Source organism: Streptomyces sp. NPDC056296 (assembly GCF_042268605.1).
Classification (GTDB): domain Bacteria; phylum Actinomycetota; class Actinomycetes; order Streptomycetales; family Streptomycetaceae; genus Streptomyces.
In genome coordinates this window covers 156,315-177,208 of sequence record NZ_JBHJRX010000003.1, presented here as the reverse complement: position 1 = coordinate 177,208, position 20,894 = coordinate 156,315, and the positions used below count along the sequence as shown (strand labels likewise).

Genomic DNA, 20,894 nt, shown 5'->3' with positions numbered 1-20,894 from the left:
CGGTTACGGTCCCGTCACCCCACAGGAGCAGCGCGACCACGGCCCTGACCCCACCGGGCCGCGGACGACCGGTTCCCGGCCCTTCCCCAGGAGGTTCGCCATGCCCCCACGCCCACGCACGCTCGCCGCGGCCGTCACGGTCGCGCTCGCCCTCGGTGCGCAGGCCGTCCCGGCCGCCGCTGCCGGCGGGTCGGCCGCCGACGTGGCCACGGAGGTGTCCCGCGGCGTCGAGATACCCGCCTTCTACACGCCGCCGTCCACGCTGCCCGACGCCGACGGCGCGCTGGTCCGCAGCGAACCGCTGCGCCTCGCACTGAGCCTGCCCAGTCTCGACGGCCCCCTTCCGGGACGGGCGACCCGGCTGATGTACAAGTCCACCGACGCGAACGGCGAACCGGTCGCCGTCACCGGCGCCTACATCGAGCCGGCCGCGAAGTGGCGCGGCGGCGGACCGCGACCCCTGGTCGCCGTGGCACCCGGCACCATGGGCCAGGGCGACCAGTGCGCCGCCTCGATGGCCCTGGAGCACCCTCTGTTGCTCAACGGCGAGACGGTGTCGGTGGGTTACGAGGACTTGTCGATCTACCGGCTGCTGCTGCGCGGCGTCGCGGTCGTCGTCACCGACTACGTCGGCCTCGGCACCACCGACCGGCTGCACACCTACGTCAACCGCGTCGACGGAGCACACGCCGTACTGGACGCCGTACGCGCCGCGCGCTCCCTCGACTCGGCGTCGGTCACCCCCGAGTCCCGGGTCGGCCTCTTCGGGTACAGCCAGGGCGGCGGGGCGACGGCCGCCGCGGCCGAGCTCCAGCCGTCCTACGCCCCGGACGTCGAGTTGGCGGGCACCTACGCGGGCGCTCCGCCCGCCGACCTGACAGAGGTGACCGCGGCCATCGACGGCGGCGACCTGGCGGGCGCGCTGGGCTGGTCGCTCAACGGCTTCCTGCAGACCGAGCCGGCCCTGCGGCCCATCGCCGACCGGTACATCAACACGGCCGGCGAGGAGGCGCTCAAGGACCTGTCGACCATGTGCGTCGGCGACGCGCTCTTCGAATACGGAGGCGACAGCAGCACCGACTGGACGGAGACCGGGCAGTCGATCAGCGACATCATCCGGGCCGAGCCGACGCTGCAGGCCTTCCTGGCCGAACAGCGCATCGGCTCGCTGAAACCCGCCGGCCCGGTGCGCGTGGCCACAGGCGTCAGCGACGACCTGGTCCCCCACGAGCAGTCCCGCCGACTGGCCGTCGACTGGTGCCGCAAGGGCGCGAAGGTCACCTACGACGCGGTCCTGCTGCCCGGTGTCGGCAGTGGCCTGCTCAACCACTTCGCCCCGCTCCTCGCCGACCAGGGCAAGGCCATCTCCTGGCTCACCGACCGCCTCTCGGGGAAGCCGGCCGGCTCCAACTGCTGGAGCATGCCCGTACAGCCCTGAGCCCTGACGGTCGCACAGCGCCCCCGGCGGACATCCGCCGGGGGCCCGCCGTACGCCGTCGGCGCCGTCGCGATGATCGTCCGGGAATTCATCAGCACCTCGAAGGACCTCTACAGCTTCTCCAAGGAGCGCTCCGAGGTCCGCTGACGCGTCCCCGGCACGCGGCCCGGGCGCGCGAGCCTCAGCGACACGGCGCCCGACCCCACGGCGACCCCGGCGCAGACCAGGGCACTGCCCACGGCCTGCGCGGCGCCGTAGGAGCCCGTGCCGACGAGCGGTGCCGTGCAGGCGGCGGCGACGGGGATCAGGCCGGAGAACAGCGTGGCGCGCTCCGCCCCGATCCGCTGCATGCCCATGTACCAGCACACGAACCCGACGACGGTGACGACCACCGCCTGCCACAGGAGCGCACCGGCCTCGACCGCGTCCGGCCGCCGCAGCCAACCACCCCCGTCGGCCAGGACACCCACCAATGCCGACTCGACGGCCGCCACACCGCACACCACGGTGGACAGCAGCCGAGGGCCCAGGGGCCGCAGTACGGGCACCGCGAGGACGGCGAAACCGACCTCGCCGACCAGGGCGCACACGGAGAAGGCGATGCCCACGCCGTCGGTACGCCCCCACCCCTGGACCGTGAACGCGCCCACGGCCACGAACAACGCCCCGTACAGCACCACGCGTTGCGGTCGGCGCCCGTCCAGGAGGGGGACGAGGACGGCGACCACCACGGGCGCGCAGCCCACGAAGACGCCGGGGACCGCCGGTTCCGCCGTGCGTTCCGCGGCGAGAACGGCCAGGTTGAAGCCGACCATGCCGACGGCGGCGAGCAGCGCGAGGCGCAGCCAGCGGCCTGCTCCCAGCGTGCGCAGCCGGGTCGTCGCGCCGGGGCCGGCGAACGGGACGAGAAGCAGGAAGGCCAGGCCGTAGCGCAGGAACTGGCCGCCCGCGTACGGGTAGTCGCCGAGCAGGCTGTTGGCGGTGAAGGACCCTCCGACGAGGACACAGGCGAGCGCGGCGAGCAGGGCTCCGCGCGTGGTGGTGGCGTTCATGACCACGACGCTAGAAAGCGCGGCGGCCCGTGACGGGGTCCACTTCAGGGGCGTCATCGGGGACCAAACGACGGTCACCGCGCCCACACGCACATCACGGCTTCTTCATCACGTGCATGTCACAGGAATCCGGGGTAGTCGGAACATCCCGGTGCCAACACATCGGGAAAGCAAGGGATTTGACGGTAATGAACAGACATGGGAAAGGACTTCCAGTGCGCACCAGCAAAGTGGCAAGCGCTGTGGCGACCGCGAGCGTCTCGGTCGCCTTACTGGCCGGCTGCGGCGGCGATTCCGGCGACGAGAGCAAGCCCTTCGAGGGGCAGAGCGCCGACGACATCGCCGCGAAGGCGGTCGAGGCCACGCGGCAGGCCAAGTCCATGCACGTGAAGGGCGACAACCGTCTGGAGGACGGCAGCACCGTCACCATCGACGTCTCGGTCGACCAGGAGAAGAACTGTCAGGGCACCATCGGCACCGGCGAGTCCACCGCGGACGTGCGGCACACCGACGCGACCCTCTACCTGCGCGGCGACGAGCAGTACTGGCAGAACGCCCTGAAGCAGCAGCCCGAATCGGCGCAGAAGATGGCCCCGAAGCTGCGGGACAAGTGGGTGAAGATGCCCGCGAACGACGCCACGACCACCGGTGTCTGCGACAAGCAGGGCTTCATCTCCGCCATGGACGAGGACAAGTCCGAGCGCCAGGGCATGAAGCGCGGCGACACGACGGAGGTGGACGGCGAGGAGGCCCTGAAGCTCACCAAGAAGGGCTCGGCCGGGGAGACCCTCGCCCTGTACGTCGCCACGGAGGGCGAGCCGTACATCCTGAAGACCACGACCGAGGGCGGCAAGAACCCGGGCAGCGTCACGTTCAGTGACTACAACAAGCCGGTGAACGCCGAGCAGCCGCCTGCCGACCAGACCGTCGACATGAAGGAACTGGCCGGCGAGCAGCAGGCCTGACCCTACTGGGCGCCGCTCCCCGCCTCCCCACGCTCCCGGTCCGAGGCCGGCCACACATAGGGCAGGTCGTCCGGGACCCCGGGAAACAGCTCGGCGTAGACCTCCGGCTCCTTGCGCACCAGCGCCGACCGATGGCTGCGGTGGAAGGCGTCGTCCCCGAGCCAGGGCGGCAGTTCCCCGGCGCGCGCCAGTTCCGGCTGGTCCCGTACCGGCTCGTGCGGGCGGCTGACGGCGAGCCCGGCGACGAGCGAGGCGGCGCAGCTGTCCTGGTGGCCCTGCTCACGCCAGACCCGGCAGACCTCCAGGCCGTACCGGACGAGCGCCTCTTCGTAGCCCGTCCACATCCGCACCGCCGGATGCCGGCGCCAGCCGTAGCCGGGCACGGTCAGGCCGCGCAGCACCTGGAGCGCCTCGACGCGCTGTTTGCCCAGCCGGCGGCGGTCCAGGGCCAGCGCCGACGCCCGGAAGCCGGGGTGGGGGAGGAAGGTCTGCATGCCGGTCCTGCTCCGTTCAGCCGGGGAACTGGCCGCGCTCGCGCAGGTGTCCGCGGCGTTCGGCGTAGGCGAGGTCGTCGCGCCACAGGCGTCCGGCGGCGGCGCGCATCAGCGGACGCAGGGCCGGTGCCAGTCGCCTGGCCACGGGGAAGCCGGGCCGGTCAGAGGTGGCCAGCACCGCCTCGACGACCGCGGTGCGCGGTCGGCCGCTCCGGTCCGGACCCAGCGGCGTGGCATGGCTCTCCACGACGGACCCGGTGCCCTCGCCGTCGGTGATGCGCATGACGACGGTGCGGGGCTCCGGCGCGGTGAACTCGGCCCGTACGGGCACGACGAGCCGGCCGGTGAGCCGGAAGGACACGTGCACGACGAAGCGGTCGTCGTCCTCACCGGCGACCGCGCTGTCGCCGGATGTCTCATCGGGCGTCTCGACGACGGTGAGGTCCACGAAGGAGTACGGGTGGAACCAGGCGCCGTGCCACGGGTCGAGCCGGTTGGCGACGACGTCCTCGGGTTCGCAGACCCCGACCCCGCGCCATACGGACGTCAGGGCCGTCGCCAGCGGTGGCCTGCCGGGTACGAAGGGTGCGACCGTCGGCGTCTCCTCCCCCACCGCGTCCAGCCGCACCCACACCAGTACGCCGTCGTCGTGCGCCGGCAGCGGCTCCCAGCCGGCGAACGCGGCGCCGTCCAGGACGAGTCCGTGCCAGTGGCACACGAGCGTGCCGCACCGCACCGGGCTGTCGGCCAGTGGGGCGCCGAGGTGGGGGCACGCGCCGGGTCCGCCCACCAGGCGCCCGTGCGCGTCGCGCCAGACGACGACCTCGACGCCGGCGACCGTGCCGGACAGCGGGCGGGTGGCCCGTACCTCCGTACTCGCGCCGAGGACGTACCAGTTGCCGGAGGGGCGTGCCCGGGCGCGCTCGAGCGCTTGGGCGATGAGGGCGGGGCGTGCCTCGCGCCAGGTCGGGCGCTGGTTCTGCCAGGGGACGGGGCGGCGGCGCAGCCGCAGGGGGTAGCGGCCCCGGCGGGGGCTGGGGTCGGGCCTCATCCGGCCTCCTTCGCCGAGCAGGCGTCGTTCCGGCACGGCACCGGCGGCGTCCCGCGAGCGGCGCCGCCCCGCGCCCTCAGCCGGGCGGACAGCACTCGTAGCAGCCCGTCGGCGGCCACGGCGGCGCGCCGGCGGCGGCGCACCACCGCGCGCCGGTGCAGTACCGCGTACCCGCCGTCCGCGATGGCGTCGAGGATGCCGCGGTAGAGGACGTAGGCGGTCCGGATGCAGGGGCGCGCGACCGGGTCCAGCATCGCCAGCCCGGGTGCGGCCTCGCGGTAGACGGCGCGGGTGAGGTCCTCGGCGGCCCGCAGCGCGGCGGTGATGCGGGGGTCGTGGCGGCCGGTGCGCCTGCTCCACAGCAGCAGGTCCCGCTGGACGCCGTGCGCGGCCAGCAGGTCCGCCGGGAGGTAGATCCGTCCCCGGTCCAGGTCCTCGCCCACGTCCCGCAGGAAGTTGGTGAGCTGGAAGGCGACGCCCAGCGCGGCGGCGTGCGGCGCGGCCCGGGCGCGGGGGGTCACGGTGCCGAGCACGGGGAGCATCTGCAGGCCGATGACGGCGGCCGAGCCGTGCATGTAGGTGCGCAGGTCGTCGTAGGTGGCGTAGTCGGTGACCGTGAGGTCGCTGCGCATGGAGGCCATGAAGTCGGTGAAGTGCGCCGGGTCGATGGCGTACCGGGCGGCGGTGTCGGCGAGGGCGACCACCACGGGTTCACCGGCGGGCCCGGCATCGGTCAGCGCCTGCCGCAGCTGCTCCTCGAGCCGGGTGAGGGTCGCCGCGCGTTCGGCGGTGGTCGCCTCGGCCCCCATGTCGTCGACGATGTCGTCCGCCCACCGCGCGAACCCGTACAGGGCGTGCACGGCCGGCCTGCGGTCGGCGGGCAGGAGGCGGGTCGCCAGGAAGTAGGTGCGTCCGTGCCGGGCGTTGAGGAGCCGGCACCGGGTGTAGGCCGCGCGCAGGGCCGGGTCGGTGATGCCCGCGGCGTCCAGTTCACGGCGGGTCATCGGCGCCCGCCCGCCGTCGCCGTACGCCGTGCCGGTGTGCCGGTGATGCGGGCGGCGGCCAGCTTCCCGGAGATCAGCACGGTCGGCACGCCCACCCCCGGGGTGGTGCCGCAGCCCGCGAGGACCGCGTTCTCCGTGCCGCGCACCAGGTTGCGGGGGCGGAAGGGTCCCGTCTGGGCGAAGGTGTGGGCGACGGAGAACGGCGTGCCCGCGGCATGCCCCTGGGCGGTCCAGTCGGCGGGTGTCACCAGGCATTCCTCCTCGATGGCGGCGGCGATGCCGGTCAGTCCCCGGTGTTCCAGGGTGGTGAGCAGACGGTCGCGGTAACGCGGCGCGAGGTCGGTCCAGGCCCGGGCGTCCGGCCCGATGTCGGTGTTGGGGCAGGGCGCGAGGACGTAGTGGAGGTGACGTCCCTCGGGGGCCAGGGTGGGGTCGCCGGCGGTGGGCCGGGTGATCAGCAGGGACGGGTCGGTCATCAGGGTGCCGGTCCGGGTCAGTTCGTCGAAGGTCCGGTGCCATGCGGCGCCGAAGGAGAGCGTGTGGTGGGCGAGGTGCGGCCAGGTACGGGTGGTGCCGGCGTGCAGGACGACGGCGGAGGGCGCGTGCCGCAGCCCGACCGGGCGGCGCGGGCGGCGGCCCAGCAGCCGGTGGACGACGGGCAGGTCGGGGGTGAGGACGACGGCGTCGCAGGGGATGCGTTCGTGGGCGGTGACGACGGCGGTGACCCGGTCGCCGGACCGTTCCAGACGGGTGACGTCCTGTCCGAAACGCAGGTCGGCACCGGCGTCGGCGGCGGCGTCCGCCATGGCGCGGGGCAGGGCGTGCATGCCGCCGCGAGGGAAGTACACGCCGGCCACGGTGTCCATGTAGGCGATGACGGCGTAGGCGGCCAGCGCGCGGGCCGGTGCGACACCGGCGTACAGGGCCTGGAAGGAGAAGACCCGTTTCAGCCGTTCGTCCGTCAGGAAGCGTCCGATGCGCGCGTCCAGTCGGCCGAAGCCGCCGAGGGCGGCGAGTCTGGCCAGGTCGGGCGTGAGCAGGCCGAGCGGGGAGTCGAAGTTGGCGTCGATGAACCGGCGCATCTGCACCGCGTACAGCTGCCGGAGCCAGACGCGCAGCCGCCGGTACCCGGCCGCCTCCCGCGCCCCGGCGAACCGCTCCACCTCCGCCTCCATGGCGGCGGCGTCGGTGTGGACGTCCAGGGTGCCGCCGTCGGCGAAGCAGGCCCGGTAGGCGGGGTGCAGGGGAAGGAGTTCGACGCGGTCGGCAAGCCGGTCGCCGACGGCGGCGAACGCCTCGTCGGCCAGATGGGGCATCGTCAGTACGGTCGGGCCCGTGTCGAGGAGGTAGCCGCCGGTCTCACGCCGTCCGGCACGACCGCCGGGCAGCGGGTCGCGTTCCACGACCGTCACCCGCCGCCCGGAGCCCAGCAGGTGCAGGGCGGCCGACAGGCCCGCGAGCCCCGCACCGACGACCACGACGTGGTCGGTGCGACCGGTCACCGTCCGCGTCATCGCGGGCCCTCCGCCGCGTGCGGCAGGTCCCGCGGCTCTTCCCGGCCGTCGCCGGCCGTGCTGGGGCGCATCCCGGATCCTCTCGTCGTCGGCTGCGGCGCCGATCCGTGTCGGGTACGTCGGCCGCTGCGGGCTACTTCGGCCGGACGACGGGCGGTGGATGCACCGTCCGGCGTCGGCTCCCGCGGGGTGACTCGGCGTCATGCCTTCCCCCTTCACGTCCGGCATGACGCCACCCGAGCCCGTTCCCGCCCGGCAGTCACCCGCCCGGCGGGCAGCCACCGATCAGCCGCGTGAACGACCCCGCGGGTCGACACACCTGGGGCCGACCAGCGCGGTGCGTCCAAGGGCGGCACGGGGACGGAATACTCCGCCGGAACCGAGCCCGCGCACGCTCTTCGTACAAACGGAAACGGAAGGAGGTGGCCGTGGACGAGGCGGACATCGTCGTCGTCGGTGCCGGGGCGGCAGGTCTCTCCCTGGCGCACCGGCTCCCGGCCCACTCACCGCACGGCGCGGCGACCTCCGTCGTCCTGATCGATCCGCCGCCCGGTCCGCTGCGGGCACCGCGGCGCACCTGGTGCTTCTGGGAGTCGGGCCCGGGCCGCTTCGACCCGGCGACGACGGCGTCGTGGGAGTGGCTGCGGGTGCGGAGCCGGGACGGGGCGGTGGTCCTGCGGCACATCGCGCCGGCCCGCTACAAGATGATCCGCTCGGACGACTTCGAGGCGCTGGTGGACGGTGACCTGAAGGAGCGGGCCGGGCTCCGGCGCCTGGAGGCCACCGTCGGCACGGTCACCGGCCTGCCGGACGGGACCGCCTGGGTGCCGGCCACCGACGCCGCCGGGGCCGGCGTCGGCCTGCGTGCCCGCTGGGTCTTCGACTCCCGCCCGCCCGACCGTCTGCCGCCCGCCCGCACCCGCCTCCTCCAGCACTTCCGCGGCTGGTTCGTCCGCACCGAGCGGCCGGTCTTCGACCCGGCGGTGGTCGACCTGATGGACTTCCGCACGAGGCAGCCGGAGCGCGGCCTGTCCTTCGGCTACGTGCTCCCGACCGGGCGGCACACCGCGCTGGTCGAGTACACCGAGTTCGGCCCGACGCCGCTGACGTCCGCCGCGTACGACAGCGCCCTGGAGGACTACACGCGCCGCGTCCTGCGCACCGGTGCCACGGAGATCCTGTCGACGGAGCAGGGGGTGATCCCGATGACCGACGCCGTGTTCGAGCGGCGGGCGGAGGGCTCCGGTGCCGTCTTCCGGATCGGGGTGGCGGGCGGGGCGACGCGCGCGTCCACCGGCTACACGTTCGCCGCCGTGCAGCGGCAGTCCGACGCCGTAGCCCGGGCGGTGCGCGCGGGCCGCCGCCCGGTGCCGCCGCCCCCGCACCCGGTGCGGGCCCGGCTGATGGACGCGGTGCTGCTGCGCGCGCTGGACACCGGCCGGGTGGACGGCCCCGACCTCCTCTTCCGGCTGTTCGACCGCGTACCCGCCGGGCGGCTGCTGCGTTTCCTCGACGGACGGTCCCGGCTGTACGAGGACCTCGCGGTCGGGATGCGCACCCCCGTCCTGCCGATGCTGCGCACGGCAGCCGAGCTGCCGTGGATGCCGCGCCGCCACATCTCCGTCCGTTGAGCGGGGCCCGTCCGTAAGCGACCTGTCCGTATGCGACCCGTCCGCGCGGAACCCGGGGCGGGTCCCCGCCCCCCGTCTGTTGGCAACACCCGTCCGTCAGCAACACCATGTGTACCCGGAGACCCGCGAGGCCCGGATCGTGGCCGCACGGCACGAGTGGCGGGCGGACTGCCCGCCGTTCACCGTCGGCGGCTACCGCGACCGTCCGACGGTCCGCACGCCCGACCCGGCCGTCGTCGTCGCCGGGGACCTGGTCCGGACGGATCTGCCCGTGGCCCTGACGGAGCGCGCCGCGACCTCCGGGTTCCTCGCGGCCAACGCCCTGCTGGAGCGGTGGGGCGTACGGGGGAGACGCTGTGGACGGTGCCTGACCGGGGACGGTCGGTACTGCTGCGTGCCGTGGCGCGACGGTTCGGGTCGCGCTGACCTACGCGGTGCCCTCTACGCCCCCGTTTCCTCCGCCGCGCGGTCGGCCAGCCCGCCCGCGCCGAGCGCGCCGGTGGGGCCCATGGCGCCCTCGGCCTCCAGCCGTGGCAGCTCACGGCGGGACAGCCGCAGCACCACGGGCGGCAGGGTCGTGCGCCCCACCTGTGCCAGGCGCAGCCAGCCGGGCACGTACACGGCGGTGCGGCGGCGCTCCACGGCGCGCACCAGCCGGTCGGCGGCGTAGTCCGCCGGGAAGGTGCGGCGGGCCGGAGCCGGCATGTGTGCCCGCAACTCGCGCAGGACCGCGTACCGGTCGGCGTCACGGATCATGTCGGTGTCGAGCCAGTTGAGATAGGCGATGCCCACGGCGACCCCGTGGTGGGCCACCTCGGCGCGCAGTGAGTGGGTGAAGGCCTCCACGCCCGCCTTGGAGGCGCAGTAGGCGCTCATCATGGGGGCGGCGCCGAGCGAGGCCAGCGAGGCGATCTGCAGGTGGTATCCGGCGGTGCGGAGCAGGTCCGGCAGGAAGGCGCGGGCCGTGTGGGCGCTGCCGGTCAGGTTCACGTCGACGACGCGGCGCCACTCGGCCGGGTCCGACGTGGCGAACGGGCCGCCTTCCGCGATACCCGCGTTCGCCACCACGACCGACGGCGGCCCCAGGCGCCCGCGGATCTCACCGGCCGCGTCGTCCAGCGCGGCGGGGTCGGTCACGTCGGCCTCGACTGCGAACGCCTCGGTCGGCAGGTCTGCCGCCACGGCGTCCAGTCGCGACTTCTCGTGGCCGAGCAGCGCGATCCGGGCACCTCGGCGGGCGCACGCGTGTGCCAGGGCGGCGCCAAGTCCGCGTGCGGCGCCGGTCACCACGACGGTGCGGTTCTGGAGGGGGCTGTCTGTCACCGGTCGGCCCTTTCTCGGGGAACACGTGGACGGTCGATCGCGACCGGTGGCATGTGGCCGGTCGATCGCGGCCGGTCGCACATAGCCAGTCCCGCGTGACGGTCGCACGCGGCCGGTCGTACATAGCCAGTCCCGCGTGGCGGTCGCGCATGGCCGGTCGCACGCAGCCGGCCACACGCGGCGGTCGCACGCAGCCGGCCACACGCGGCAGTCGCACGCAGCCGGTCACCGCTTGTCGCCGGTGCGGTCGCGGCGGGTGAGGGTGCGCTGCACCCGCGCGAGTCCGGCGAACCGGTGCTGACGCAGCGCGGCGCGCGCGGCGTTGGCGCCCGGCGCCCCGTGCACCCCGCCTCCCGGATGGGCGCCCGCGGAGGCGAGGAAGAGGCCGGTCACCGGGGTCTCCGGGCGCCCGGTACCGGGCACGGGCCGGAAGACGAGTTGCTGGTGAATGGCCGTGGTGCCGCCGTTGATGGCGCCGCCCTCCAGGTTGGCGTTCATGCCCTGGAGCGTCGGCGGGGCCAGTACGCGCCGGGCCCGGATCAGTGACCGGAAGCCGGGCGCGAAGCGCTCCACCTGGCGCTCGACGCGGTCGGCCATCAACTCCTGCTCCTTGGTGTCCCAGCGCCCGGTGATGCCCTCGTCGCCCGCGTCGGCCCCGATGTCGTGGGGGACGTGGGTGTAGGCCCATGCGGACTCCGTGCCGCGCGGTGAGCGGGACGGGTCCGTGGTCGTCATCTGACCGAACAGCGCGAAGGGGCGGTCGGGGACCTGCCGCATGGCGATCTGGGCGGCGAACCGGGTCAGCTCGTCGAGACCGTCGGCCAGATGCACGGTCCCGGCCCGGGCCGCGTCCTCGCACCGCCAGGGCACGGGGCCGTCCAGCGCCCAGTCCACCTTGAAGGTGGCGAAGTCCCACTGGAAGCGCCGCAGATCGGCGAGGACCTGGTCCGGCAGGTCCTCGGGGGCGACGAGATCGCCGTAGAGGGCGGGCACGGACACGTCCGCGAGGACGGCGCGCCGGGCGGCGACCGTCTCCCCGCCGGCCGTGCGGACGCCCACCGCGCGCCGGTCACGCACCAGGACGTGCTCGACGCGCTGCCCGCAGCGCAGGGTGCCGCCGCGGGCCCGCAACCGGTGGACCAGGGCCGCGGTGAGGGCGCCGGAGCCGCCGACCGGCACGGGAAACCCGTAGGTCTGTCCGAGCATGGACATCAGCCAGCCGAAACCGCCGCTTCCGGCCGCCTCGGGCGCGAGGTCGGCGTGCAGGGCGTTGCCGGCCAGGAGCAGCTTGCCGCCCTCGCCGCGGAACTCCTCCTCCCCCATGCGCCGCACCGGCAGCACCAGGGTGCGCGCAAGTCGCAGTCCGCCCCCGCCGCGCAGCCGCAGGGCCAGCCGGGCGCCGGCGCGTACCGGGGGGAAGGGGGTGAAGAGGGCGTCCAGGATGTCGGCCCGATACCGGTCCCACACCTCGTGCAGGCGTTCCCAGGCGGCGCCGTCCCCGGGCACGAAGGCGTCGAGGGAGGCGGCGGTGGTGCCGACGTCGCGGTCGAGGACGGCGCACGTGCCGTCGGTCAGAGGGTGGGCCAGCACGTGGGGGGCGTGCGCCCAGCGCAGCCCGTGGTCCTCCAGCCGCAGTCCGGCGAGGACCGGGGAAGCGGCGGCGAGCGGGTAGAAGGAGCTGAACAGGTCGTGGACGAAGCCGGGGGCGACCTCGCTGTCGTGGCGCACCGCCCCGCCCGGCTCGGGCTGCTCCTCCAGGACCTCCACGCTCCAGCCGGCGTCCACCAGCAGGTTCGCCGCCACCAGCCCGTTGGGGCCGGCCCCGATCACGACGGCGTCAGGCACGGCCGGCTCCGGGTCCGAAGTCCACGGACCCGGTCGACTCCGCCGGGTCCGGCCGGCACTCTTCCCCGGCCTCGGACTCGCACAGTTTCGCGAGCCGGGCGAGCATCGCACGGTGGCGCACCTGGATCAGCGCCTCGACACCCACGTTGTGCAGCAGGCCGCCGGGGCCGCGCAGTGGGTGTTCGTCCACGATCACCAGGCACTGCTCGCCCCAGGGGCGAAGCTCGATGGCGATCCGGGCCGTGCCGAGCCTGCCCGCCTTCGCCTCCAGCTCCAGCACGGAGCCCTCCACACAGTGCCGGACCACCGACTCGTTGTTCAGCCGCACCGGCCCGAACCGCACCTCGTAGGCGATCGTCGCGCCGACCTGCGGCCACTGTCCGGCCTTGGGGGTGACCTCCGACGGGCCCACCACCCACTCCACGTACTGGTCGCCGTCCGCGAGGACGTCCCACACCGCCGCCGGGCTCGCCTGGATCAACCGATGCCGAACCGCCACACGTGCCTCCCACGTCCAGAAGCCGTCACTGCAAGGACGCAGCACTGAGTGCCCCGTCCGGGACCGGCCAACCGGGGCAGGCTCTCCCGCCCCTCCGTGCCGTCTCCTGCCGCCCGGCGGACAAGCTCCCCGGAAAGCCCCTGCATTGGCATGGACCTGATGTCGCACCCTGGCTAAGCTCGAAACCAACCCGATGAGAGCGCTCTCAGACTGCGGTTGTTCCACCCCACCTTGCTGGAACGACGAAGGGCAACTCCCGTGAGACGCAGCAGACTCAGGCACCTCGGCCTGGCCACCCTCCTCGTGCTCGGCAGCCTCACCGCGGTCGGCACGCTGCCGGCCTCGGCGGCCGACTCCCCCACCGACTCAGCCAAGGACCCGGCCGCTTCCGCGGGTCTTCTGGACGCCATGCAGCGGGACTTCGGCCTCACCCGGGCCGAGGCCGAGGACCGGCTCGCGGCCGAACGCCGCGCCACCGACCTCGCACCCACGGCACGCAAGGCCGCCGGGAACGCCTTCGGCGGCTCCTGGTTCGACGCCGGCCGCGGGCAACTGACCGTGGCCGTCACCTCGGAGGCGTCGCCCGCGACGGTCAGGGCCGTCCGCGCCACCGGTGCGCACGTCCGCACCGTCGAGCACAGCGCACGGCGGCTCGACGCCGCCAAGACGCGCATCGACCGCCTGGACGCCCCCGCCGGCGTCAGCAGCTGGCACGTCGACCCGGCCGCCAACGCGGTGGTCGTCGACGTGGTCGCGGGCGAACATGCCGACAACGATGTCCAGCGCTTCGTGACCCGGGCCCGCGAGGCCGGGCCGGTCACCGTGCGCACGGTGTCGTCGGCCCCGCGGACCTTCGCGGCGGGCACGGTCGGCGGCGACCCCTACTACACCGGCAACGTCCGCTGCTCCATCGGCTTCTCGGTGCACGGCGGGTTCGTCACCGCCGGGCACTGCGGCGGTGTGGGAGGGGCGGTCCGCGGCTGGGACGGCTCGCACATCGGAACGTTCCAGGGCTCGTCGTTCCCCGGCAACGACTACGCCTGGGTCAGCGTGGGCAGCGGCTGGTGGACGGTGCCGGTCGTGCTCGGCTGGGGCACGGTCTCCGACCAGCTGGTGCGCGGCTCGAACGAGGCACCCGTCGGCGCCTCGATCTGCCGCTCCGGCTCCACCACCCACTGGCACTGCGGCAGGGTGCTGGCCAAGAACGAGACGGTCAACTACAGCCAGGGCGCGGTGCACCAGATGACCAAGACCAGCGTCTGCGCCGAGGGCGGCGACTCGGGCGGCTCCTTCATCAGCGGTGACCAGGCGCAGGGCGTCACCTCGGGCGGCTGGGGCAACTGCTCCAGCGGCGGGGAGACCTGGTTCCAGCCCGTCAACGAGATCCTGAACCGCTACGGGCTGACCCTGCACACGGCCTGACCCGGGGGCGGCGGGGAGGACTTCGCCGGGCGACCGGTGGGGTTCTCCTCCCCCAGCCGTCGGCCGGGACTCCGCCCCGTCAGACGGCCTCGCGCGGTCAGAGGTCGCCCGGTCCGGCGCCCGGCTCCGGTGCGTCGGGTCCGGTCGCCGTGGTCAGTCGGCGGTAGGCGGCCCGGGCATGGACCAGGCGGGCCAGTGCCGTGCCGACCAGGGCCGCGACGAGCAGACAGCCCAGCCAGACAGCGTCCCGCCGGCCGGCCCACGTAAGGGTGCCGGCCGGCGGGATGGCGAAGCCGTTGAGGGACAGCCAGCAGAGGACGGCGGTTCCGGGGGCGGCCGTGAACCGGGCGCAGAGCCCGAGCAGGGCCGCCAGCAGGGAGAGCACGGCCAGAGCGAGTCCGGGACGGCCGTATCCCACCGTGCCGTTGATGAGCGCCACCAGGGCGAGGGCGCCGCCGAAGGCCCCCGCCCACACGAGCGGGGCCGCGACCGGCCGGGGTACGGGTCTGGCACCGCTGCCCAGGGGCACCCACTCGATCATGCTGACGGCTCCTTCCGGTCCCGGACGGCTCCGACCACGCCGTCGGACACCGACCCTGCGGGCAGATTGTCCCACCGGGGTGTCCAGTGACGTACCGGCCGGGGTGGTGACCGGGGCGCACCGGGCACCGCGGCGACCGTACCCGCGTGCCCGGCCCCCGCAGACCCCTGTAACGGCCATCGTCAGAACCGCCGGGTCCCTGCCCCGCCCTACCGGTCGGCTTCCGCGTGCTCCGAGGACGAGGCCGGCGCCGACACGGACGCCGGCTGTTCGCCCGCCTCCGCGTCCCCGCCGGACGGGACGCCGGCGCCGTGGTGGGCGTCCTGGCCCCGGGGAGCATCCGGCCGGCGGCCCGCAGCGCTCCGGCGAGCACATGCGCCCGTCCCGCGACGATGGGACCGAGGACGGCGAGGACGAGGACGTATCCGGCGATGAAGGGGGCGAGCCGCCCGTCGAGTCCCGCGCCCGCCGCCATGGCGGCCAGGATCAGCGCGAACTCCCCGCGGGCGACCAGGGTGGTGGCGATCTCCGCGGCGGGTTCGGAGCCGTAGTGGTACACACGGGCGACGCACAGCCCGGCGATGACGTTCATGACGACGGTCAGTGCCGCGGCCGCGGCGACCGGGCCGGCGACGGACGCGAGGTCACCGGGGTCGATGGCGAGCCCGAAGGCGAAGAAGAAGATCGCCGCGAAGGCGTCCCGGAGCGGGTGCACCAGTTCACGGATCCGCGGTCCGGAGGGAGTACCGGCGAGGATGAGCCCGACCATGAAGGCGCCGATGGCGTCGGCGACGCCGAGGACCTCGGAGACACCGGCGACGAGCACCGCTGCCCCGAGGAAGCTGATGACGAGCAGTTCGTTGTCCCGGGTCGCGATCAGGCGGCCCACGAGCCGGGTGCCGTAGCGGGCCGCGGCGGCCAGCAGCAGCAGGAAGCCGAAGGCCTTGCCGGCTTGGAGGGCCATGTCCGCGAAGCCCTGCGCACCCGCGATGATCGGCTGCAGGGCGGCCAGGTACAGCGCGAGGAAGATGTCCTCCACGACGATGACACCGAGGATGAGGCGGGTCTCCGGGCGGCCGATCCGGCCCAGGTCGATGAGGATCTTGGTGACGATCGCGGAGGAGGATATGCCGAGCACGCCGGCGAGCACCAGCGCCTCCCGCACGCCCCAGCCGAGGACGAACCCGAAGCCCAGTCCGGCGCCGACGTTCAGCAGCAGGTAGATGCCGCCGGCCGTCAGCAGCCGTTTGCCGCCGCTCTTGAGGTCGTCGAGGTGGAACTCCAGGCCCAGGTAGAAGAGCAGCAGCACCAGTCCGAGGGCGGAGAGCATCTCGAAGTCGTGCGCGTCCTCGACCAGGACGAAGCCGGGTGTGTGGGGGCCGAGCAGGATGCCGGCGAGCATGAAGAGGGGGATCGTCGGAAGTCCGATCCTGCCGCCGAGGCGGGCGAGGAACGCGGCGGCCAGGAAGGCGCCGCCCATGGCGAGCAGGGTGTCAGCGTGTCCCACGGGTCACCCCCTTCGACCGTGCGGAGGGTCGGGAGGGCTTCACTTGACGGGGATGGATGCGGGTTCTCCTTCATCTGTGGTGCGTCATGCGTCATGCGTCATCTGCCGTACGGTCGGGCGTCGTTGACCGGTACCGTGCCGTGACACCACTCCCGGGCCGAGCGGGGCGCCGGCCGGGCAGCGGCGCACCCGGACGGGCGGGCGCCCGAACCCGGGGCGCGCCCACGGCAGTACGCCACGATGACCACCGGCCGCCGCGGCACTCGGGGCGCGGACAGCACACCCGGAACAGACCACGCGGCAACGCCCGCAAACGGGCGAGATGGGGCTCCCCCGCAACGTCCCCCGGCCCCCGAAAAAGCCCCCGGGGCGCGGCGTCACTCCACGGTCACACGCCGGAGTGGGGCCACGCCATCGGGGGCGGCACCCATAACCTCCGGGCGTCGACACCCATCATCGGCCCGGGACACGCGTCGCCCGGCGGCCGAGGAGGTCACCCGCGGTACGGCCAACGGGGGTGCGCCGCGGCCGATTCGGGGATCCCGGCCGCGGCACATCCCGCCGCCCCGGTGCGGGAGGAATGCGCACCGGGGCATGACCTGCGGCTTCCCCGGGTCGGCACCACGACACTGCGCCAGGCGAGTGACGGTCACGGCCGGTCAACCGGCGCGGCGCCTCAACCCTTTCGGCTGACAGCCGCCACCCGGCGGGCATGGCCTGTCACCATTCGATCGCCGGTTCTCCATGATCGTGGGCGAATCCCCGACCCTTTATCCGGAAGGTGCGTGTTGCCATGGGATCCCCCGCGTCCCGCGTATCCGGCGTGGAATTGCCGCCGGTCTTCTGTCCTTTCGAGTCCGCCATTCACCCCCGCGTCCGGCTGGTCGAGAAACGAGCGGTGGAGTGGATCGGCGACAGCGGCATGTGTGCCACTGAACGGGAACGGGCCTGGGCCGTGGCGACGCACAGCGCCGACTTCTTCGCCCGGTTCGCCCCGGTCGCGGACGACGACCGGCTGCTGGCGGCGGCCCTGTGGGTGTACTGGGGTTTCGCCTTCGACGACGCCCGCTGCGACAGCGGACCGCTCAGCGGCCGGCCCGCGCAGTTCAACGCGCTGGCCGGCCAGGTGCAGCGGGCCTGCGAGACGGATTCGGCCGCGAGCACGGACCGGTTCGTCGGCGCCCTGCGGGACATCATGCGCCGCTTCCGCGGCTTCGCCCCGCCCACGCAGGTGACCCGGTTCGTGCACGCCCACCGCGCCTGGCTGTCGGGTGTGGCCTGGCAGATCGGCAACCAGGCGGCCGGCCGCATGCCGGGCCTGGACGACTTCCTGGCGATGCGGCTGCTGTCGTCGGGCGGCGAGCCGACCTTCGCCCTGCTGGAACTGGCGACGGGCGCCGAGGTCCCCGACCGTGAACTGCACCGGCCGGCCGTCCGCGCGCTGACCGAGATGGCCATCCTCGTGGCCGCCGTGGACAACGACCGGCACTCGCTGCACAAGGAGTTGTCGGGCGGCGAGGCCGACCAGAACCTTTTCACGGTGCTGATGCAGGAGCTGGACTGCCCGCTCCAGGACGCGGTGACGGCCGGCACCGGGCTGCGGGACCGGGTCCTGCTGCGGTTCGTGCGGCTCCACGACCGGGTCCGGCCGACGGCGAGCAGCGAACTCGCCGGCTATCTCCAGGGGCTGCGGTACGGCATCCGCGGCAACAACGAGTGGGGGCTGCGGGTGCCGCGCTACCTGAGCGGCGGGCACTGGCCGGACGAGATGGACGACACGCTGCTGTCCTGGGCCGACGAGCCGTCCGACGTCCGTCCGGGGCCGGTGGAGGGCGCCCCGTCCGTCGCCTGGTGGTGGGACCCGGGCCTCGCCTGACGCCTCGGCACGTGCGGACGCCTCACCGGCCCGAGGCCAGGTCGAGGGTCCACCAGGGGCCACCGGAGCCCTTCGCCCTGCCGACGCCCGCGTGGGTGTAGCGGCAGGTGAGGAGGATGTCGCGGTGCGGGGCGCTGCGCATCCACGCGGTGACCGCGGCCTCCGCGGTGTCGGACCCGGCGGTGACGTTCTCGCCGGCGGAGCCGACCCGGTAGCCGGCGGCCCGCATCCGGTCGGCGGGGCTGCTGCCGTCGGCTCCGGTGTGGGTCAGCCGATGGCTTCGCGCCATCGCGGCACTGTGTTTCCGGGCGGCCCTGCTGAGCGCCGGGTGCAGCCGCACGGGAGAGCAGCCGGCCTTCTTCCGCTGCCGGTTGACGGCGGCGACCATGCGGCCGTCCGTCCCGCCGGGGCGACTCGCCTGCGGCCGGGACCCCTCGGAGGCGGCCGGGCCGGACGCCGCCGGCCCGGGCGCGGGCTGCCACCGGCCGGGCTCGGGCACCGGCCACAGGGGCGCCCGGTAGGGGGTGGGCGGGGTCGGTGCGGGCGGCGGCCCGGCATGGGCGGGCACCGCGGCGACGTGCAGGGCGGTGAGGACCGCGCAGAGGACGAGCACCGTCCGCCGCATCCCGGTCATATTGATTTCACCTTTCTTTTCCGACTACTGCTTCAGTGACGTTCATCGCGTTTTCTGCTGGTGTATCCAGCGCTTCATTCGGGGGAATTCAGCCTTTCGCTGACAGCGCGGGGAAGCCGCATTGGCTAGGCTTGCAATTGCCCACTCCCCCTCTTTCCGTGAATCATTTCGGAGGTTTTTCATGTCGTTTTCGCTGCGCCGCGCCGCCGTGGTGTCCTTGGCCGCTCTGGCCCTGACGGCGGGCGGGGCCGTGTCGGCCGCCAGTGCCGCTCCGGTGTCGGCTCCGGCCGTCGCCTCGCCCGGCCCCGGCGGTGGTGGCGGCGGGTTCAACGGCGGCCACGAGCCGCCGATGCACTTCGGCCCGTTCGAGATCCCGAAGTTCGGCAGTGTCTCCGGCGGCTTCTCCTGGGGCCTGGCGCGCTAGCCGAACCCGACAGCAGGAGCACGCGGATGAGGGCCGTCGGTGGACGGCCCTCATCGTCGTTTGAGCGTCGCGGCGCTGGCCACTAGCACCACGACCACGCACACGAGGATCAGCACCGCGTCCCGGACGAACACCCCGGTCACGCCGTCGTGCGTGGCCGCCTCGCCCGCGGCCTGCACCGCGTACGTCATCGGCATCGCCCGGGCCATCGCCGCCAGGGCGCCGTGCATCTCCTCGCGGGGCACGAACAGCCCGCACACCAGGAACTGGGGCAGGACTCCGGCCGGCAGGAACTGCACCGCCTGGAACTCGTTGCGGGCGAAGGCGCTCACCAACAGGCCGAGGGCCAGGCCCAGCAGGGCACCGAGCATGGCGATGACCATCAGAAGATAGGCGGGGCCCTTGATGTCCAGGCCCAGCGGGCCCACCGCGAGCAGCGTGGACAGCACCGCCTGGAGGAGCGCCAGGAACGCGAACGCGAGGCTGTAGCCGAGGACGATGTCCAGCCGCCGTACCGGCATGGTGAGCAGCCGCTCCGCGGTGCCGGAGGTGCGTTCCCTGAGCGTCGACACGGAGGCCACCAGGTACATCACGATGACCGGGAAGATGCCGAAGACCTGGGGCCCGACCCGTTCGAAGGTCTCCTCCGCGTCGTGGAACATCAGCTTGAGCAGCACCATGAGCATGCAGGGGATGCCCAGCAGCAGGGCGGTGCTGCCGCGGTCGCGGGAGATCTGCTGCAACACCCGTACCGCGGTGGCGGAGGTGATGCCGGGTGAGAACGGCAGCCGATCGGTCAGGTGGGTGGCAGTCATGTGAGGGTGTCCGCAGCGAAGAAGGTACGTTCGGCGTCGGGCGCGCCGGGCTGGTCGAGCAGGTGGGGCGAGAGGCCGTTGAGGGCATCGTGCTGCCGGGACCGCGCCTCGGCCGCCGCGGCGGCCCTGACGAGGTGCAGGAACGCCTCCTCCACCTCGTCGCAGCCGGTGTGCTTCAGCAGGCTGTCCCGGTCGGCGCTGGCCAGGAGCCGGCCCGAGCGCATCAGCAGCAGCCGGTCGCAGCGGTCGGCCTCGTCCATGACGTGGCTGGAGACCAGGAGCGTGGTGCCCTCCTCGGCGAGCCGCTGGAAGACCAGCCACAGCTCCCGGCGCACCATCGGGTCGAGGCCGACCGTCGGTTCGTCCATCACCAGCAGGTCGGGGCGGTTCAGCAGGGCCACGGCCAGGGAGACCCGCGAGTACTGGCCGCCCGACAGCCGGGCGACCGGCTGGTCCGCGTACGCCACGAGGTCCACCTCCTTCACGACGCGGACCACGGCGTCCTCCCGGTGCCAGCCCCGCATGCCGAGGGCGGCGGCGAAGTACCGCAGGTTCTCCAGGACCGTCAGGTCCGCGTACACGGAGGGTGCCTGGGTGACGTAGCCGACGCGGGTGCGCAACGGCCAGGCACCCGCCGCGTGGCCGAGTACCTGGACATGGCCGGCGCCGGGCTGCTGGACGCCGACCACGCACCGCAGGAGCGTGGTCTTGCCGCAGCCGCTCGGGCCCAGCAGGCCGACGATGCGGCCGCGGGGGATGGTGAAACTGACGTTGCGCAGCACCGGTTGGGTCCCCCGGGCCACCTGCAGCCCGTAAGCGGCCACGGCCGGAAAGTCACCCGGAGGCGTTGCGCTGTGCT

18 protein-coding genes and 2 pseudogenes are annotated in these 20,894 nt (G+C 73.8%); 7 read left to right on the top strand and 13 right to left on the bottom strand.

What is annotated here, in order from left to right; translation table 11 throughout:
• Nucleotides 1-100 precede the first annotated feature (100 nt).
• Nucleotides 101-1,438: a lipase family protein gene (locus ACFCZF_RS03835; protein ID WP_376670255.1), complete on the top strand. Its 1,338-nt coding sequence runs from the start codon at nt 101-103 to the stop codon at nt 1,436-1,438.
• Between the two features lie 110 nt (nt 1,439-1,548).
• On the opposite strand, the gene ACFCZF_RS03830 is transcribed toward ACFCZF_RS03835, so the two are convergent.
• The gene (locus ACFCZF_RS03830; protein ID WP_376670254.1) at nt 1,549-2,490 is read right to left on the bottom strand and encodes a DMT family transporter; all 942 of its coding nucleotides are present in this window, start codon (nt 2,488-2,490) and stop codon (nt 1,549-1,551) included.
• 215 nt (nt 2,491-2,705) lie between these two features.
• Here ACFCZF_RS03830 and ACFCZF_RS03825 point away from each other — a divergent pair, with 215 nt between their 5' ends.
• Complete coding sequence (locus tag ACFCZF_RS03825; RefSeq protein WP_376670253.1) at nt 2,706-3,455, top strand: hypothetical protein; 750 nt, start codon at nt 2,706-2,708, stop codon at nt 3,453-3,455.
• A 2-nt stretch (nt 3,456-3,457) separates the two neighbouring features.
• Here the strand turns inward: ACFCZF_RS03825 and ACFCZF_RS03820 are convergent, their stop codons facing one another.
• Genes ACFCZF_RS03820 through crtI form a run of 4 tightly spaced genes read right to left on the bottom strand, consistent with a single transcriptional unit; the run spans nt 3,458 to nt 7,518 of the window.
• Entirely contained in the window at nt 3,458-3,949 is a 492-nt protein-coding gene (locus tag ACFCZF_RS03820; protein ID WP_376670252.1) for an MSMEG_6728 family protein, read from the bottom strand.
• A 16-nt stretch (nt 3,950-3,965) separates the two neighbouring features.
• A complete protein-coding gene (locus ACFCZF_RS03815) occupies nt 3,966-5,000 on the bottom strand; it encodes a DUF5914 domain-containing protein (RefSeq protein ID WP_376670251.1) in 1,035 nt (344 codons plus the stop codon).
• Nucleotides 4,997-6,004, bottom strand: a complete 1,008-nt coding sequence (locus tag ACFCZF_RS03810; protein WP_376670250.1) for a phytoene/squalene synthase family protein — start codon at nt 6,002-6,004, stop codon at nt 4,997-4,999. Before ACFCZF_RS03810 ends, ACFCZF_RS03815 begins: the two co-directional genes overlap by 4 nt.
• Nucleotides 6,001-7,518, bottom strand: a complete 1,518-nt coding sequence (gene crtI / locus ACFCZF_RS03805) for a phytoene desaturase family protein (RefSeq protein WP_376670249.1) — start codon at nt 7,516-7,518, stop codon at nt 6,001-6,003. Before crtI ends, ACFCZF_RS03810 begins: the two co-directional genes overlap by 4 nt.
• A gap of 428 nt (nt 7,519-7,946) precedes the next feature.
• On the opposite strand from crtI, the gene ACFCZF_RS03800 reads away from it, so the two are divergent.
• A complete protein-coding gene (locus ACFCZF_RS03800; RefSeq protein ID WP_376670248.1) occupies nt 7,947-9,149 on the top strand; it encodes a lycopene cyclase family protein in 1,203 nt (400 codons plus the stop codon).
• 91 nt (nt 9,150-9,240) lie between these two features.
• A pseudogene (locus ACFCZF_RS03795) lies at nt 9,241-9,575 on the top strand (FAD-dependent oxidoreductase); the annotation flags it as partial.
• 15 nt (nt 9,576-9,590) lie between these two features.
• On the opposite strand, the gene ACFCZF_RS03790 reads toward ACFCZF_RS03795, so the two are convergent.
• From ACFCZF_RS03790 to ACFCZF_RS03780, 3 genes are all read right to left on the bottom strand, one after another.
• On the bottom strand, nt 9,591-10,472 hold the full coding sequence (locus ACFCZF_RS03790) for an SDR family oxidoreductase (RefSeq protein WP_376670247.1): 882 nt from the start codon (nt 10,470-10,472) through the stop codon (nt 9,591-9,593).
• A 225-nt stretch (nt 10,473-10,697) separates the two neighbouring features.
• On the bottom strand, nt 10,698-12,317 hold the full coding sequence (locus ACFCZF_RS03785; RefSeq protein ID WP_376670246.1) for a phytoene desaturase family protein: 1,620 nt from the start codon (nt 12,315-12,317) through the stop codon (nt 10,698-10,700).
• On the bottom strand, nt 12,310-12,816 hold the full coding sequence (locus ACFCZF_RS03780) for an SRPBCC family protein (protein WP_376670245.1): 507 nt from the start codon (nt 12,814-12,816) through the stop codon (nt 12,310-12,312). The genes ACFCZF_RS03785 and ACFCZF_RS03780 overlap by 8 nt, the downstream gene beginning before the upstream one ends.
• Before the next feature lie 258 nt (nt 12,817-13,074).
• Between ACFCZF_RS03780 and ACFCZF_RS03775 the strand changes: the two genes are divergently transcribed.
• Nucleotides 13,075-14,238 carry a S1 family peptidase gene (locus ACFCZF_RS03775; RefSeq protein WP_376670244.1) on the top strand — a complete coding sequence of 388 codons (1,164 nt, stop codon included), beginning with the start codon at nt 13,075-13,077 and terminating at the stop codon, nt 14,236-14,238.
• A 97-nt stretch (nt 14,239-14,335) separates the two neighbouring features.
• Here the strand turns inward: ACFCZF_RS03775 and ACFCZF_RS03770 are convergent, their stop codons facing one another.
• On the bottom strand, nt 14,336-14,779 hold the full coding sequence (locus ACFCZF_RS03770) for a hypothetical protein (protein WP_375919698.1): 444 nt from the start codon (nt 14,777-14,779) through the stop codon (nt 14,336-14,338).
• 209 nt (nt 14,780-14,988) lie between these two features.
• Nucleotides 14,989-16,286, bottom strand: a pseudogene (locus ACFCZF_RS03765) (cation:proton antiporter).
• A gap of 793 nt (nt 16,287-17,079) precedes the next feature.
• On the opposite strand from ACFCZF_RS03765, the gene ACFCZF_RS03760 reads away from it, so the two are divergent.
• Nucleotides 17,080-18,162 carry a hypothetical protein gene (locus ACFCZF_RS03760; RefSeq protein ID WP_376670243.1) on the top strand — a complete coding sequence of 361 codons (1,083 nt, stop codon included), beginning with the start codon at nt 17,080-17,082 and terminating at the stop codon, nt 18,160-18,162.
• Nucleotides 18,163-18,184: 22 nt separating this feature from the next.
• Here ACFCZF_RS03760 and ACFCZF_RS03755 read toward each other — a convergent pair whose 3' ends face one another.
• The gene (locus ACFCZF_RS03755) at nt 18,185-18,796 is read right to left on the bottom strand and encodes a CAP domain-containing protein (RefSeq protein WP_375919689.1); all 612 of its coding nucleotides are present in this window, start codon (nt 18,794-18,796) and stop codon (nt 18,185-18,187) included.
• A 181-nt stretch (nt 18,797-18,977) separates the two neighbouring features.
• Between ACFCZF_RS03755 and ACFCZF_RS03750 the strand changes: the two genes are divergently transcribed.
• Nucleotides 18,978-19,220 carry a hypothetical protein gene (locus ACFCZF_RS03750; protein ID WP_376670242.1) on the top strand — a complete coding sequence of 81 codons (243 nt, stop codon included), beginning with the start codon at nt 18,978-18,980 and terminating at the stop codon, nt 19,218-19,220.
• Between the two features lie 50 nt (nt 19,221-19,270).
• Here ACFCZF_RS03750 and ACFCZF_RS03745 read toward each other — a convergent pair whose 3' ends face one another.
• Together ACFCZF_RS03745 and ACFCZF_RS03740 are read right to left on the bottom strand one after the other, a co-directional pair.
• Nucleotides 19,271-20,035 carry an ABC transporter permease gene (locus ACFCZF_RS03745; protein ID WP_375919683.1) on the bottom strand — a complete coding sequence of 255 codons (765 nt, stop codon included), beginning with the start codon at nt 20,033-20,035 and terminating at the stop codon, nt 19,271-19,273.
• Nucleotides 20,032-20,859, bottom strand: coding sequence for an ABC transporter ATP-binding protein (locus tag ACFCZF_RS03740; RefSeq protein ID WP_376670241.1), 828 nt, complete (start codon nt 20,857-20,859; stop codon nt 20,032-20,034). The genes ACFCZF_RS03745 and ACFCZF_RS03740 overlap by 4 nt, the downstream gene beginning before the upstream one ends.
• Nucleotides 20,860-20,894: the final 35 nt, after the last annotated feature.

What these genes read in the sequence shown, in the direction of transcription:
- ACFCZF_RS03755 (WP_375919689.1), bottom strand. Translation starts at nt 18,796, where the DNA reads ATGACCGGGATGCGGCGGACGGTGCTCGTCCTCTGCGCGGTCCTCACC.
- ACFCZF_RS03745 (WP_375919683.1), bottom strand. Translation starts at nt 20,035, where the DNA reads ATGACTGCCACCCACCTGACCGATCGGCTGCCGTTCTCACCCGGCATC.
- ACFCZF_RS03810 (WP_376670250.1), bottom strand. Translation starts at nt 6,004, where the DNA reads ATGACCCGCCGTGAACTGGACGCCGCGGGCATCACCGACCCGGCCCTG.
- crtI (WP_376670249.1), bottom strand. Translation starts at nt 7,518, where the DNA reads ATGACGCGGACGGTGACCGGTCGCACCGACCACGTCGTGGTCGTCGGT.
- ACFCZF_RS03750 (WP_376670242.1), top strand. Translation starts at nt 18,978, where the DNA reads ATGTCGTTTTCGCTGCGCCGCGCCGCCGTGGTGTCCTTGGCCGCTCTG.
- ACFCZF_RS03835 (WP_376670255.1), top strand. Translation starts at nt 101, where the DNA reads ATGCCCCCACGCCCACGCACGCTCGCCGCGGCCGTCACGGTCGCGCTC.
- ACFCZF_RS03820 (WP_376670252.1), bottom strand. Translation starts at nt 3,949, where the DNA reads ATGCAGACCTTCCTCCCCCACCCCGGCTTCCGGGCGTCGGCGCTGGCC.
- ACFCZF_RS03830 (WP_376670254.1), bottom strand. Translation starts at nt 2,490, where the DNA reads ATGAACGCCACCACCACGCGCGGAGCCCTGCTCGCCGCGCTCGCCTGT.
- ACFCZF_RS03760 (WP_376670243.1), top strand. Translation starts at nt 17,080, where the DNA reads ATGGGATCCCCCGCGTCCCGCGTATCCGGCGTGGAATTGCCGCCGGTC.
- ACFCZF_RS03815 (WP_376670251.1), bottom strand. Translation starts at nt 5,000, where the DNA reads ATGAGGCCCGACCCCAGCCCCCGCCGGGGCCGCTACCCCCTGCGGCTG.
- ACFCZF_RS03770 (WP_375919698.1), bottom strand. Translation starts at nt 14,779, where the DNA reads ATGATCGAGTGGGTGCCCCTGGGCAGCGGTGCCAGACCCGTACCCCGG.